Source organism: Nonomuraea typhae (assembly GCF_009760925.1).
GTDB lineage: Bacteria > Actinomycetota > Actinomycetes > Streptosporangiales > Streptosporangiaceae > Nonomuraea > Nonomuraea typhae.
The window spans coordinates 433,577-446,421 of sequence record NZ_VRLV01000004.1; the positions used below are offsets into that span (position 1 = coordinate 433,577).

A 12,845-nucleotide genomic window follows, 5' to 3' on the forward strand; every position below is an offset into this window, starting at 1 on the left:
GGCGCGCTCGATCGAGAGGGCGAGGGCCGGGCTGCGTTGCCGGGCCAACTGGTTGAACAGGGCCCGACATCGGACTATGTAGACCGGTTGCGCGGGACGTTCAGAACCGTCCGTGCTTCCTGCATGAATTGGTCAATTAAGTCGCGCCGAGTCTTCAGCGCAGCGCGGATTTTCCGTGTTACCCCTTGCGCGTCTTCAGGGCAGTGAGCCAAGTCGAACAGCATGAGGCTCACCAGTTCGGCGTCCTTGAGCGTGAGCCTGTTGGTGGCCAGTAGGAGTGCGTCGTCCGTCAAGTGGAGCAGCTCGATTTCGCGCTTCGCGCGCCAGAGGCGGTCAAACGCCTGGATCAGCTCTGCGCGTTCATCCGCGGCGAGTGGCGGAATCACGTCATCCAGACCTGCTGTTCCACTATCGGTCACCACCTGCCCGGGCGGCGGGTCGGGTAGCTCCCGGATCACGCAACGGTACAGTTCATCGTCAGCCTGGACGAGCTTGAGGTACGACTCCCTTCGGTCCTGCTGCCAACGCCTCAGGTCGTCGCGCAGCCAGTTACCCTGCTGAAGCAGTGATTGCCGCCAGGCGCCGACCAGCACCCCGATCACCACGCCGGCAAGACCGACGATGGTTGGCACTAGCTGCATCCACATGACAACCACCTCCGAATCCTTCATGAGGAAGAGGTGGGGGCTCATCCAGGGCGCCCGAGCCGTTGAAGCCCGGCGAAACGTCGGCCACTCATTCTTGAGTTCGTGGTGCGCGCATGGATCGTTACACAGCGCTATCGGCCGGCGTTCCGGGAGCCTGAACGGTCTACACGGTCGCAGGCGCGGGGCGGGGGGTGCGGACGCCGATGGTGAGCAGGTAGACCAGCAGCCAGACTTCTGCCACGGTCGCGGTCGTCAGGACGAAGGGGGCCAGGGTCCCGGCCAGCGCGGGCACGGTGAACTGGGCGAACAGGTCGGCGAGGTAGCCGGCGGCGCCTGCGATCAGGACGAGGCCCAGCGGCTTGGGGAACAGGCCGGAGCGGCGGACCAGCAGGCCGGCGGGCAGCATCCACAGGCCGAAGAACATCTGCGCCAGCAGGTAGCCGTAGCGGTGCATGTCCAGCAGCAGGAGTACCAGCGCCTGCGAGCCGCCGGTGCCGCCGAAGGCGTCGGCGTAGGCCGGTTGGGTGGCGACCAGGAGGGCGGCGAGGTGGTTGAGCAGGTTGAGGCAGATCATCGACACCGCCACGGCCATGAGGACCAGCATGGCGCGGGCCAGGGCGGCGGAGGTCTGGCGGAGGATGTGGTGCAGGAGGAGGGCGACGCCCAGGAAGCACGTGACCTGGACCAGGTCGGCGAGGAAGCCGAGGCGGAACATCGTGGCCTGCGCGACCACGTTCTCGGCTGTCCTGGCGGCGTCGCCGGGGACGAAGACGCGGGCCCGGACGTACAACTGGGCGAAGCCGCCGAGGATGGCGACGACGAGGTATAAGGCGCCGGTCAGGCGGGCGAGGGATTTCATGGCTCCTCCGGGTACTGGAAGACGTCGTCCAAGGGGACGCGGAACACGCGCGCGATCTGGAAGGCCATTTCGAGGGAGGGCGAGTAGCGGCCCTGCTCGATGGCGATGACGGTCTGGCGGGTGACGCCGATGCGCTCGGCCAGGTCGGCCTGGGTCATCTCGCCGTGCGCGAAGCGGAGCGCGCGGATGGAGTTGGTGACCTTGGTGGGTTTGACCATGGCTACATGCCTCGCCGGTAGGCGACGAGCTTGAGGGCCGGGCCGATCAGGAAGGCCAGCGTGTAGACCGCGTACATTGCGTTGGCGATCCAGAAGTGGGCCGCCCCCGCCAGGGCGAGGGCGAAGGGGATGACCATGCCGACCGCGAGGATCGAGCCGGCGACGTACTCGCCGTAGCGGTTGATCTCCTTGTCGCGGACGTCGGCCCGGTGGGAGTCGCTCGGCTTGGCGATCTCCACCAGGATGCGGCCGACGACGGCGGCGGCGATGGAGACGCCGATCGTCCACAGCAGCGTGGACACGTAGGGCACCTGGGCCAGTTCGCCGTCACCGGCGCGGGTGAGGATGACGACCACGTAGGTCACGAAGGTCACCGCGTTGACGAGGAGAAAGACCCAGATGCCTTTTTCTTCGTACGTCATACCCGTGAAGGTACGACATTCTTAACATGGTGTCAAAGATGTTTAACGTCAGGACAGCGGCGGGAAGCCGGGTGGGCGGTGTTCCAGGAAGCTGGCCACGCCTTCCGCGAAGTCGGGGCGGCCGAAGGAGGCCAGCATCTCGCGTACCGCCTCCTGCTCCGCCGCCTGCAGGGTGACGTTCCAGTCGTTCCACACCTGCCGCTTGATGATCGCCATCGACGCGGGCGAGCTGTGTACGGCCAGCTCCCCGGCGTACTCCCGGGCCGCGGCCAGCACCTCGTCGCCGGTCAGCACGCGATTGACCAGCCCCAGCTCATGCGCCTCGGCCCCGCTGAACACCCGGCCGGACAGCAGCAGGTCCATGGCCCGCTGCTGCCCGGCCAGGCGGGGCAGCACCCAGGACAGCCCGTACTCGGCGACCAGCCCGCGGCGCGGGAACGCGGTGGTCCACTTGGCGTCGGCCGCGGTGAAGACCAGGTCGCAGACGAGGGCGTGGACCATGCCGAGCCCGGCGCAGGCGCCGTTGACCGCGGCGATGATCGGCTTGCGGATGGTGGTGGGATAGGTGACGGGCCGGGGATCGGGGGTTTCGTGGTAGTCCCCGGTCCGCAGGGCGGACAGGGTCTGGAAGTCGGCGCCGGAGCAGAAGCCCTTGCCCGCCCCGGTGACCACGATCGCGCGGACGGCCTGGTCCTTCTCGGCCTGTTCGAGGTGGTCGAAATACTCGCGGCCGAGGGCGTCGGTCCAGGCGTTCAGGCGGTCGGGGCGGTTGAACGTGAGTGTGAGCACGCCCTGGTCCACCGAGGAGAGCACGAGTTCGGACATGGTCCGACAGAATCATGTTCTAGAAGCGTCCGCAAGTTCAGTGGCGGGGGACGAAGGCCGGTGTCATCGTGCGCTGGTCGTAGTACCGGTGGAAGACCGGCGTGGCCGCGCCCGAGAGTGGCGGGACGATCCAGGACCAGTCGGCCGGGCAGACCCGCCCGGCCTGCTCCTCGCGTTCCAGGTGGGCCAGGAACCGGCGCGACTCCGTGTGGTGGTCGGTCATTGACACCCCGGCCCGGTCGAAGGAGTGCAGCACGGCCACGTTCAGCTCCACCAGCGCGTGGTCGCGCCACAACGAGCGCTCGGTCGAGGTGTCCAGCCCGAGCCGGCGGGCCACCTCGGGCAACTGGTCGTACCGGTCGGCGTCGGCCAGGTTCCGGGCGCCGATCTCGGCCCCCATGTACCAGCCGTTGAAGGGCGCGCAGGGGTAGCAGACGCCGCCGATCTCCAGGCACATGTTCGAGATGGCCGGTACGGCATGCCAGCGCAGCCCCAGCTCCGCGAACCACCGGTACTCCGGGTGCGTGATCGGCACCTCCAGCACCGCGTCCCCGGGCAGATGGCATAACAGCCGCGGCCCGGACGCGGGCTGGATGATCAGCGGCAGCACGTCGAAACGGCCCTGGCCGCCGCGCCAGCCGAGCTCGCGGGCCAGGGCGGTCAGCTCCGCCTGCCGCGGGTCGCCGACGACCGAGCCGTCGGGGGCCCGGTGCCCGGCGTAGCGGATGAGCTGGTCGTTGAGGATGCGCGGCCCGCGGCGGGCCGGGGTGTCGGGGGCGAAGACGGTGACCGTGGGCCGGATCTTCCCCTCGCCGGTCGCCTGGCGCAGGTGCTCCACGCACTCCAGGGCGACGCCCTCCGCGCTGGAGATCGCCCGCCGGTCGCGCACCTTGAGCGAGCGCCAGTAGAGGCGGCCGATGCACCGGTTGCTGTTGCGCCAGGCGACCCGGGCGCCGAACTCGAGTTCCGCGGGGGTGTGGGTGTAGGTGCCGGTCCGGGCGACTTCGGCGGTCACGTGGGCCAGGCGGGTCAGGAGGTCGCCGGAATCGGGGTTCTCGGTGTGGAAGAGCCTGAGGAAACGCTCCGCCTCGCGGAGGTCGATGATCGTGTGCGAGACGGCATCGAAGGGACGCAGGGACCTGATCCAGGTACGCACGCAGCAACCAGCGCAATCCACAACACGGATCGCCTGACCGGTTCCGGGCCGGCCGGGCGTCCTCGTGGCGGCGCCCTCTCCTCGCCGCCGCGGCTCCGCAGCATCCACATCTTTAACCGGCGACCGGGGATTTGTCCCACAAAATCGAAAACCCTGTGATCTTATGGTGACAAAGGGTGAAGACCTAGCCGACCTTGTGGGCGCCCTGGGCGGGGGTGGCGCGGAGGTAGCGGGGTTCGCGCCAGCTCTTGGCCGCGTAGGCCGTGGAGACGGACTCCCGCACGGACGCCACCCGGTCGGCGGCCACCAGGGCGATGACCGAGCCGCCGAAGCCGCCGCCGGTCATGCGGGCGCCCCGGGCGCCACCGCGCACCGCGGCCTCGGCGGCGAGGTCGAGCTCGGGCACGGTCACCTCGAACTGGTCGCGCAGCGACAGGTGGGAGGCGTTCAGCAGCGCGCCGGTCTCGGCCGGGTGCCCCGCGCGCAGCAGCCCGATCAGGGCCTCGACCCGGTGGTTCTCGGTCACGACGTGCATCGTGCGCTTGCGCTCGTTGCCGGACAGCCGCTCCAGCGCGGCGGCCAGGTCGGTGACGTCGCGCAGGGCGGGCACGCCGAGCGTGCGGGCGGCCGACTCGCACTCGGCGCGGCGCTTGGCGTACTCGCCGTCGGCCAGCTCGTGGTGCACGCGGGTGTCGATGATGAGGATCTCCAGGCCGTGGGCGGCCAAGTCGAGCGGGACGTTGCGGTAGCCGAGCGAGCGGCAGTCGAGGAAGAGCGCGTGGCCCTCCTTCGCCAGGGCCGACGCCGCCTGGTCCATGATCCCGCAGGGCATGCCGACGAAGTCGTTCTCCGCCTTCTGCGAGGTCAGCGCGATCTCCATGGGCGTCAGGCCGAGGGCGCAGACCTCGTTCACCGCGGAGGCCACCGAGACCTCCAGCGCGGCGCTGGAGCTGAGCCCGGCGCCCTGGGGCACGTCGCCGTCCACCGCGATGTCGGCGCCGCGCACCCGGTCGCCGAGCATGGCGAGGACCCCGGCGGCGTACCGCTCCCAGCCCGCGGTGTCCTCCAGCCGATCGCGGGTGACCGGGCCGCTCCCGGACTGCAGCGACAACAGGCGGACCACGCCGTCCTCCCGCGGGCTGACCGCGGCCGTCACCCCCCAGGGCACCGCGAAGGGCAGCACGAAGCCGTCGTTGTAGTCGGTGTGCTCGCCGATCAGGTTGACCCGGCCGGGAGCGTGCCAGACCGTCTCGGGGTCGGCTCCGAACGCCGCACGAAAAGCTTCAGCAACCCGCATAATCCAACACCTCTCAACATGGGCCCGTCCGTAGACTAGCGCCATGCGGGAAATGGCAGACCACGGCGTCCGGATCCTGCTGAAGCCCGACGACAACAAGCCGCGCAAGCTCAAGTACAACCTGGGCCACCGCCGCATCCTCACCTTCGGCGGCGCCTACTCCAACCACATCCGCGCCGTCGCCGCCGCCGGGCAGGCCCACGGGATCGAGACGGTCGGCATCATCCGCGGCGAGGAGCACCTGCCCCTCAACCCGACGCTCGCCCACGCCGTCTCCTGCGGCATGCGCCTCGGCTACCTCGACCGGGCCGCCTACCGGCTCAAGCACACGCCCGCCGTCCAGGCAGGGTTGCTGGAGAGGTACGGCGAGGCCGCCATCCTGCCCGAGGGCGGCAGCAACGCGGCGGCCGTGCGCGGCTGCGCCGAACTGCCGGCGGAGATCACCGAGGAGTACGACGTCATCTGCTGCGCCGTGGGCACCGGCGGCACCCTGGCCGGCGTCTCCGCGGGCCTGCCCGAGGGCAGGCGGGCCATCGGCTTCCCGGTGCTGAAGGGCGGCGGCTTCCTGGCGGGAGAGGTGGAGCGGCTGCAGCGGGAGGCTTACGGGCGCGTATGGGACAACTGGCGGCTGGAGACCGGCTACCACTTCGGCGGCTACGCCAGGACCACCCCCGAGCTCGACGCCTTCGCCGCCCGTCACGGCGTCGAGCGCGTCTACGTGGCCAAGATGCTGTACGGCGTGCTCGACCTGGCCGCCAAGGGCGCCTTCCCCCGGGGGACGCGGGTGATCGCCCTGGTCACCTCAGGCATCCCGGCGTGACACCGGCTCCCTGTCCGCGGACAGGCCGTGCAGCAGCTCCCGCACCCGCATGGCCGCGTCGTGCACGTCCGTGCCCACGTCGCCGAGCAGCCGGTCGGCAGCCGACGGCGAACTGCGCAGGCTCGTGCCCGCCAGCCGCAGCGAGCGCGAGGCCCCGGCCAGCGTCTGGCCGAGCTCGGCGCGCAGCCCGTCGCGCAGCCGCCGCCGCTCCTCCTCCCACGCCGCCGCCCGCCGCTCGCGGGAGCGGCGCAGGTCGTCGCACATCTGCACGGCGTGCGTGACGTCGGCGAGGTACGGCACCGCCGTCCACACCAGCCGCTCGGCGTACTCGGACGTGAACCGCCGCGCCCCCGGCGGGCCGACGACCAGCGTGCCCACCGGCTCGCCGTGCCAGATCAGCGGCAGCTCCCGCCCGCCCGTGCCCGGTTCGCCCGTCGTCACCGTCGCCCCCTGGCGGATCCGGACCGCCAGCCCGCGCACCCCCAGCGCGTCGGCGGTCACCGTGAGCGTGTCGGCCAGCGCGTGGTACGGGTCCGACCGGCGCACCTCCGCCGCCAGGCGCCTGGCCAGGCGCTGAGGGTCGCCGTGCGGGCCGTACATGGCGAGGTCGACCATACGGCGCAGCCGTACCCGCAGAGGCTGGAACGCGGCGCCCGTCAGAAGGGCGGCGGCCAGCCCGGCGAGCTGCCCGTGGCCGGAGACGAACAGGCTGGCCGTCCCGGAGACGGCCAGGTAGGCCGCGCCGGCCACGCCCGCCACCCCCGCGCCGACCAGCGCCTTGCCCAGCAGCACCTCGACGCCGAACAACCGGTGCCGCAGCACGGAGGCGGCCATGGCGACGGGCACGAGCGCGGTCGCGACCAGGCACGGCGCCCAGAACGCCGGCCCGGCCAGCAGAAAGGCCACGTACAGCGCGAAGGCCGCGATCGGCCAGGCCAGCTGGCGGCGCAACGAGGCGTCCTTGGCGCGCAGGAGCAGCGACAGCAGACCTGCCACCACGACGGCCAGCGTGGCGGCCTCGGCGCAGGTGCGCAGCAGGTCGTTGACCGGTGCCAGCGCCTGGACGGCCAGCGGGTTGGGGATCGGCCGCGGCCAGGGCGAGGAGGCGGGCACCGGGCGCACGATCACGCGGACGCACTCCAGCGCCGCCGTCAGCGCCGCGAATCCGGCGACCGGGCGCCAGCGCGGCGAGGGCAGCCGTCCGTCGGGGGAGTAGAGCGGCAGCAGCCCGGCCAGCAGCATCCCGCCCGTGACGCGGGCGATCGCGGCCGGGTAGCGCAGCAGCCCGGCCAGCTCCAGCTCGCCCGCGGCGGCGGCGGTGAGCATGCCCGTCTCCGCGGCCACGCGCACCGCGCAGGTCAGCCCGCCCGCGCACATCAGCAGGGCCAGCAGGTGCCCGGGACGGCGGCGCAGTAGGAACGCGCCGAGCACGGGGAAGGCCAGCCCGGCGGCGTAGTCGGGCAACAGCGGCACGCCTGGGGACCAGGCGGCGGGCAGCAGCACGCGCATCACCAGCGCCGCCAGCGTCAGCCCCGCCGACGCCGCGGCCAGCCATCGGCTCATGGGAGCCCCGGCGTGACCAGGCCGGACTCGTAGGCGAGGACCACGAGCTGGGCGCGGTCGCTCAGGTTCAGCCTGGCCAGCAGGTCACCGACCAGGGCGCCGGCGTCGGGCACCCGCAGGATGCCGGCGATCTGCCCGTCGCTCAGCCCCCGCGCGACCAGGCGGACCAGCTCCACCTGCGCCTCCGGCAGCGTGGCCAGCGTCTCGACCGGGGTGGCGGGCGGCGGCGTCTCCTGGGGGCGGTGGGCGAAGGCGGCGATGAGCCTGGTCGTGACCGCGGGGTCGATCAGCGCGTCACCCGCGGCGGCCGCCCGGACGGCGGCCACGAGCTGCTCCGGCGGCGAGGTCTTCAGGATGAACCCGCTCACCCCCGCCCGCAGCGCCGCGTAGAGGTTCTCGTCGCTGCCGAACGTGGTCAGCATGATCACCTTGGGCGGTCGCGGCCCGGCCAGGATGCGGCGCGCGGAGGCCAGCCCGTCCATGCGCGGCATCTGGATGTCGAGCAGCACCACGTCGGGCCGCAGCGCCTGCACGGCGGCGACTGCCTCCTCGCCATCGGCTGCCTCCCCGGCGAAGCGCACGTCGGGTTCGGCGTCCAGCACCACCCGCAGCCCGGCGCGCACGAGCGCCTGATCGTCGGCGACCAGCACCCGCGGCACGTACGCCGCGTGCGCTGTGTGCGCTGTGTGCGCATCGTGCGAGGGCACGGGTACGGCGGGCGGGCCGGGCACGGGCGGCGTGGGCGAGCGGCGTTGCTCGGGCAGCCAGGACGGCGCGGCCGGCCGCTGGGCCAGGAAGTCGGCCTCCAGGCCCCGCAGCCCCGGCGACAGGTCGAGCCCCAGCTCCTCCCGCCACAGCGCGCGGGCCCGGCGCAGCGCGCCCAGCGCGTCCCCGAGCCGGCCGGAGCCGTACAGGGCGCCGGCCAGCAGCCGCCACGCCTCCTCCCGCAGCGGGTGGGCGGCGGCGTGCGCCTCCAGGTCGGGCACGAGCGCGGCGGCCATCCCGAGCCGGAGGCCCGCGTCGGCGTGCCGTTCGAGCGCCACCAGCCGCAGCTCCTCCAGGCGGGCCGATTCGGTGGCCGCCCACGGCAGGTTGGCCAGCTCGGCCAGCGCCGGCCCGCGCCACAGCGCCAGCGCCGTCTCCATGTCCGCCCACACCTGCCGGGGCTCGCCGGGACCGCCGCGCACCAGCGCCTCGAAGCGCCAGGCGTCCACCTGCTCCGTCTCGGCCCGGAGCGCGTACCCCGGCGCCGCGTTGACCAGCACCCTGGCCTCCTGGCGCGGCGCCCGGTCGGGCTCCAGCGCGCGGCGCAGCCGCGAGACGTACCCCTGGATGCTGGCCAGCGGCTGGGCGGGCGGGCGTCCCGGCCAGATCTCGTCCACGAGCGTGCTCACGGGCACGGCCCGCCCGCGCGCCACCAGCAGCCGGGCGAGCACCGCGAGCTGGCGCAGCCCGCCGAGATCGAGCGGACGCCCGTCGCGGTCGGCGCGGAACGGTCCAAGCGCGTGCAGGCTCAACCTGGCCGACGCGGCCACCTCGGGGTGGTAGACCTCCCCGTGGTAGAGCTCAGAGTGGTAGATCGACTTCGACAACCGTCCCGCCTCCCTCCGCGTGCCGGATCACGCAGCAGCCGCCGAGCTCCGCGGCGCGTTCGCGCATGGACCGCAGGCCGATCCCCGTCCGCGGCCGGACCGGCAGCCCGCGGCCGTCGTCGCGGACCGTCACGCGGAGCCCGTCCGGGCGCCGCTCGTACCCGACGTCGACGGAGGTCGCCGCCGCATGCCTGTGCGCGTTCGTCACCGCCTCCTGGACGATCCGGTAGACCGTCAGCGCCACCGCGGGCGGCAACCCTTCCAGGTCACCGCCCCCCGACGTGAGCGGGGCGCCGGCGAGTTCCTCGATCGCCCTGGCGAGGCCGAGCTCGGCCAGCTGGGGCGGGGGCGCGCCGTCCACCAGCCTGCCGACCTCAATACTCACCTCCTCCATCGCGGAGAGCAACCGGAAAAACAGCGCTTCGGCCTGTTCCGGGGCACTGCGGGCGGCCGCGCGGGCCGCGTGGATGGACATCGCCAGCCCGCTGAGCGACTGCCCGAGCCCGTCGTGGAGGTCGCGGCCGAGCCTCTGGCGCTCCTGCGCCCGCAGGTCCGAGTCGTGTTCGCGCTCACGTTCCAGCGCGGCGGCCAGCCGTACGGCATGGGCGGCGTCGGAGACGCTGGGCAGGAGCGCGGCCAGGACCCGGTCGGCGTCGGCCCCCGGTTCGCCGCGTCCGGTGAAGGGCCCGATGAGCAGGCGGCCGACCGGCTCCCCGTGCCAGTCGAGGTCCAGGGCGGTCGCGACGACCGGCACCGTGCCCGACCGGACGACCCGGTCGCCGAGCTCGACGGCGGCGCCGGTGGCCGGCAGCGCCGCGCTCAGCAGCGCGAGGATGGCGCGCAGGCCGGAGTGCGGGTCGCCCTGCTGCAACCGCTGCCTGGCGGACGCGGCCAGCGCGCGCACGTCGGTGGCGCGCCCGTCCAGCAGCCGGTCGGCGGCGCGCCGCGCCAGGCGGTGCAGCGGCTGGTAGAAGGCGCCGGCGAGCAGGGCGGCCCCCAGGCCCGCCCACTGGCCGAAGGCGTAGGCCGCCGCGACGGCCGCGAGCATGCCGGCGAGCGTGACGACGCCTGTCGCCACGCCGCGGGTCCGGTGCGTTCTCCCCATCTCTACCGGGGAGGCTAATCGCGGCCTGCCAACGTCGAATCAACGTCCGCTCAACGGTGTCACAGCGGGACGAAGGCGGGCCGCCGGTCGATGCGGGCGCGGTCGGCGGCCGAGCCGAAGTGGTAGTCGATCTTCCTGGTGGCCTCGGCCCACTCGCGCATGGTCCGCACCGGGCCGAGCGTCTCGACCACGAACGGGTCGTGCCAGCGTTCGACCGCGCGCCGCCACAGCTCGGCGGGGGAGTCGGTGAGCAGGTTGCCGACCGTGCCCTCGTAGGCCGGCATCGCCCGCACCGCGCCGTCGGGCTCGATCTGCAGCGCGGGGAAGAAGCAGCCCGCGCGGATGCGGTCCGGGTGCATCTGCAGGGCGAGGTTGTCGGTGGCGGTGACGTGCACCGAGGACGGGACCAGCCCGCGCAGCCGCTCGCCGTACGCGGGGTCGCCGAGCGTCGTGACCTGCTCGTCCGTGAGCAGCTCGCGCTCGGCGAAGCCGGTACGGCTGGCCAGCCCCTCGGGCACGACGGCGCCGAAGGAGACGAAGTCCAGCCCGGGGAAGCGCGGCACCAGCTCGGTGCACATCTGCTCGACCTGGTGGACGTTGCTGCGCACCACGACGCAGTCGATGCCGAAGGTCATCGCGGAGCCGTCGAGCATGGCCAGGGCATCCATCGCCCGGTCGAAGGAGCCGCGCCGCCCCCGGACGCGGTCGTGGACGCCGGCGGTGGCCCCGTCCACGCTGACGCTGACCCGGAAGAAGGCGCGGGCGAGGTCGTCCAGCATCTCCGGGCGCAGCGTCCACCCGCCGGTGAACAACGCCACCTTGATCCCGGCCGCGGTCATCCGCGCGGTCACCTCGAACAGCTCCTTGACCAGCAGCGGCTCGCCGCCGGCGATCGAGATCCCGTAGGGGCGCATCGCGGCGATGGCGTCGGCCATGCGCAGCAGGTCGTCGCGGCGCAGCTGGCGGCTGGGCCGCCGCCCGGACTCCGAGTAGCAGTGCACGCAGCGCAGCGGGCAGGCGTAGGTGATGTCCCAGATGATCTCGAGGGGGCGGTCGGGGATGGTCACGTGGGTTCTCCGGGCTCGAGGATGACGAGCTGCCGCTTGGTGCCCGCGCGGACCGGGCGCGGGCCCTGGTCGGCGGCCAGCCGCAGACGGGGGAAGCGCCGGGTGAGCGTCCCGACGGCCACCCGGGCCTCGGCCCTGGCCAGCGCCGCGCCCAGGCAGTGCCGGTGGCCGAAGCCGAAGGCCAGGTGCGGGTTGTCGGCGCGGCCGGGCAGGAAGGCGTCGGGGTCGGCGAAGCGGTCCGGGTCCCGGTTGACCGCGGTGAGCACGCAGTGGACGCCGCTGCCCTCCGGCAGTTCCACGCCGCCGATCTCCAGGTCCTCTTTGACGTACCTCGAGGACAGGGCGGTCGGGGTGACGAACCTCAGCAGTTCCTCGACCGTGCCGTCCAGGCGCGAGGGGTCCTCGGCGAGCATGCTCCAGTGGGCCAGGAGGAGCGGCAGGCCCTCGGTGAACAGGCGGGTCACCGGCCGGTGACCGGCGATGAGCACCAGCCGGACGGCCGAGAGCACGTCGCGCGGGTCTCCGTCCGCCATGGCGCTGATCAGGTCGTCCCGGGGGCGGGCCCGGCGCTCGGCGATGAGGTCCTCGAGGTAGGCGGCCATGGCCACGCCCGCGCTCTCGGTGACCACGGTGCCCGCCCCCGCCTCGGCGACCCAGCCGAAGACGTAGTCGCGGATGTAGTGGCGGCCGTCCCGCGGCACGCCGAGCAGCTCACACAGCACGGCGACGGGGAACGGGCGGGAGAAGGCGGCGATGATGTCGGCGGGCTCGTCCACCGGCATGGCGTCGAGCAGGACGTCGGCCTCGCGCTGGATGCGCGGCAGCAGGCCGGCGACCCGGCGCGGCGTGAGCTGCCGGGAGATCATCCTGCGCAGCCTGGCATGCTGCTCGCTGGGCAGGAAGAACAGGTCCTCCTCGTCGGCCAGCTCCTTCTCCGGACCCTTGGCCTGAGGCGCCTCGCCGCGCAGGCGCGGGTCGACCAGCGCCTTGGCGGCCGACTCGTGACAGGTCAGGATCCAGCCGGGCTCCCGGCCGCCCATGTTGACGTGGTGCAGCGGGCCGGATTCGCGCAGCGCGCGCAGCGCCTGCGGATCACGCAGCATCTCGACGCTGACGAGGGGCAAACTACTGTCCATGGAAAACCCTTCCGTGGTCGGCGCCGGGGATCGCTGTCCGATCCCCGGCGCCGTTCGTCATCAGCAGGTGCCTGCGTACGACGTGACGTGGCTGTAGCACGGGTGCGCCGTCAGCGCCTTGGGGGCGTTGAGAGCCTG

Annotated in this window: 13 protein-coding genes; 1 reads left to right on the forward strand and 12 read right to left on the reverse strand. The window is 72.9% G+C overall.

Annotated features, from left to right (window positions below):
• Window positions 1-74 precede the first annotated feature (74 nt).
• The 7 genes from FVE25_RS18055 to galK form a co-directional block, all read right to left on the reverse strand.
• Window positions 75-671 carry a hypothetical protein gene (locus FVE25_RS18055; RefSeq protein ID WP_157248112.1) on the reverse strand — a complete coding sequence of 199 codons (597 nt, stop codon included), beginning with the start codon at window positions 669-671 and terminating at the stop codon, window positions 75-77.
• A 139-nt stretch (window positions 672-810) separates the two neighbouring features.
• Window positions 811-1,506 carry a DUF4386 domain-containing protein gene (locus FVE25_RS18060; RefSeq protein WP_157248113.1) on the reverse strand — a complete coding sequence of 232 codons (696 nt, stop codon included), beginning with the start codon at window positions 1,504-1,506 and terminating at the stop codon, window positions 811-813.
• The gene (locus FVE25_RS18065) at window positions 1,503-1,724 is read right to left on the reverse strand and encodes a helix-turn-helix transcriptional regulator (RefSeq protein WP_157248114.1); all 222 of its coding nucleotides are present in this window, start codon (window positions 1,722-1,724) and stop codon (window positions 1,503-1,505) included. Before FVE25_RS18065 ends, FVE25_RS18060 begins: the two co-directional genes overlap by 4 nt.
• Window positions 1,725-1,726: 2 nt before the next feature.
• Entirely contained in the window at window positions 1,727-2,146 is a 420-nt protein-coding gene (locus FVE25_RS18070; RefSeq protein WP_157248115.1) for a hypothetical protein, read from the reverse strand.
• A gap of 48 nt (window positions 2,147-2,194) precedes the next feature.
• The gene (locus FVE25_RS18075) at window positions 2,195-2,971 is read right to left on the reverse strand and encodes an enoyl-CoA hydratase-related protein (protein WP_157248116.1); all 777 of its coding nucleotides are present in this window, start codon (window positions 2,969-2,971) and stop codon (window positions 2,195-2,197) included.
• Between the two features lie 37 nt (window positions 2,972-3,008).
• Window positions 3,009-4,127, reverse strand: a complete 1,119-nt coding sequence (locus FVE25_RS18080; RefSeq protein ID WP_157248117.1) for a nitric oxide synthase oxygenase — start codon at window positions 4,125-4,127, stop codon at window positions 3,009-3,011.
• Window positions 4,128-4,311: 184 nt separating this feature from the next.
• Complete coding sequence (galK, locus tag FVE25_RS18085; protein ID WP_157248118.1) at window positions 4,312-5,424, reverse strand: galactokinase; 1,113 nt, start codon at window positions 5,422-5,424, stop codon at window positions 4,312-4,314.
• Between the two features lie 43 nt (window positions 5,425-5,467).
• On the opposite strand from galK, the gene FVE25_RS18090 reads away from it, so the two are divergent.
• Window positions 5,468-6,244: a 1-aminocyclopropane-1-carboxylate deaminase/D-cysteine desulfhydrase gene (locus FVE25_RS18090; protein ID WP_157248119.1), complete on the forward strand. Its 777-nt coding sequence runs from the start codon at window positions 5,468-5,470 to the stop codon at window positions 6,242-6,244.
• On the opposite strand, the gene FVE25_RS18095 is transcribed toward FVE25_RS18090, so the two are convergent.
• The 5 genes from FVE25_RS18095 to FVE25_RS18115 all read right to left on the reverse strand — a co-directional run bounded on the left by FVE25_RS18095 (window position 6,227) and on the right by FVE25_RS18115 (window position 12,707).
• Window positions 6,227-7,807 carry a sensor histidine kinase gene (locus tag FVE25_RS18095; protein WP_157248120.1) on the reverse strand — a complete coding sequence of 527 codons (1,581 nt, stop codon included), beginning with the start codon at window positions 7,805-7,807 and terminating at the stop codon, window positions 6,227-6,229. The two genes, FVE25_RS18090 and FVE25_RS18095, sit on opposite strands and share 18 nt — an antisense overlap.
• Window positions 7,804-9,399, reverse strand: a complete 1,596-nt coding sequence (locus FVE25_RS56825; protein ID WP_343046147.1) for a BTAD domain-containing putative transcriptional regulator — start codon at window positions 9,397-9,399, stop codon at window positions 7,804-7,806. The genes FVE25_RS18095 and FVE25_RS56825 overlap by 4 nt, the downstream gene beginning before the upstream one ends.
• A complete protein-coding gene (locus FVE25_RS18105; RefSeq protein ID WP_219825534.1) occupies window positions 9,374-10,477 on the reverse strand; it encodes a sensor histidine kinase in 1,104 nt (367 codons plus the stop codon). Before FVE25_RS18105 ends, FVE25_RS56825 begins: the two co-directional genes overlap by 26 nt.
• A gap of 86 nt (window positions 10,478-10,563) precedes the next feature.
• Window positions 10,564-11,571 (reverse strand): radical SAM protein, encoded by a 1,008-nt coding sequence (locus FVE25_RS18110; protein WP_157248122.1) that lies wholly within the window; start codon window positions 11,569-11,571, stop codon window positions 10,564-10,566.
• On the reverse strand, window positions 11,568-12,707 hold the full coding sequence (locus FVE25_RS18115; protein WP_157248123.1) for a cytochrome P450: 1,140 nt from the start codon (window positions 12,705-12,707) through the stop codon (window positions 11,568-11,570). The genes FVE25_RS18110 and FVE25_RS18115 overlap by 4 nt, the downstream gene beginning before the upstream one ends.
• Window positions 12,708-12,845: the final 138 nt, after the last annotated feature.

Coding starts and splice junctions, on each gene's coding strand:
- FVE25_RS18095 (WP_157248120.1), bottom strand. CDS start 7,807: ATGAGCCGATGGCTGGCCGCGGCGTCGGCGGGGCTGACGCTGGCGGCG.
- FVE25_RS18055 (WP_157248112.1), bottom strand. CDS start 671: ATGAAGGATTCGGAGGTGGTTGTCATGTGGATGCAGCTAGTGCCAACC.
- FVE25_RS18115 (WP_157248123.1), bottom strand. CDS start 12,707: ATGGACAGTAGTTTGCCCCTCGTCAGCGTCGAGATGCTGCGTGATCCG.
- FVE25_RS18065 (WP_157248114.1), bottom strand. CDS start 1,724: ATGGTCAAACCCACCAAGGTCACCAACTCCATCCGCGCGCTCCGCTTC.
- FVE25_RS18090 (WP_157248119.1), top strand. CDS start 5,468: ATGCGGGAAATGGCAGACCACGGCGTCCGGATCCTGCTGAAGCCCGAC.
- FVE25_RS18070 (WP_157248115.1), bottom strand. CDS start 2,146: ATGACGTACGAAGAAAAAGGCATCTGGGTCTTTCTCCTCGTCAACGCG.
- galK (WP_157248118.1), bottom strand. CDS start 5,424: ATGCGGGTTGCTGAAGCTTTTCGTGCGGCGTTCGGAGCCGACCCCGAG.
- FVE25_RS18060 (WP_157248113.1), bottom strand. CDS start 1,506: ATGAAATCCCTCGCCCGCCTGACCGGCGCCTTATACCTCGTCGTCGCC.
- FVE25_RS18075 (WP_157248116.1), bottom strand. CDS start 2,971: ATGTCCGAACTCGTGCTCTCCTCGGTGGACCAGGGCGTGCTCACACTC.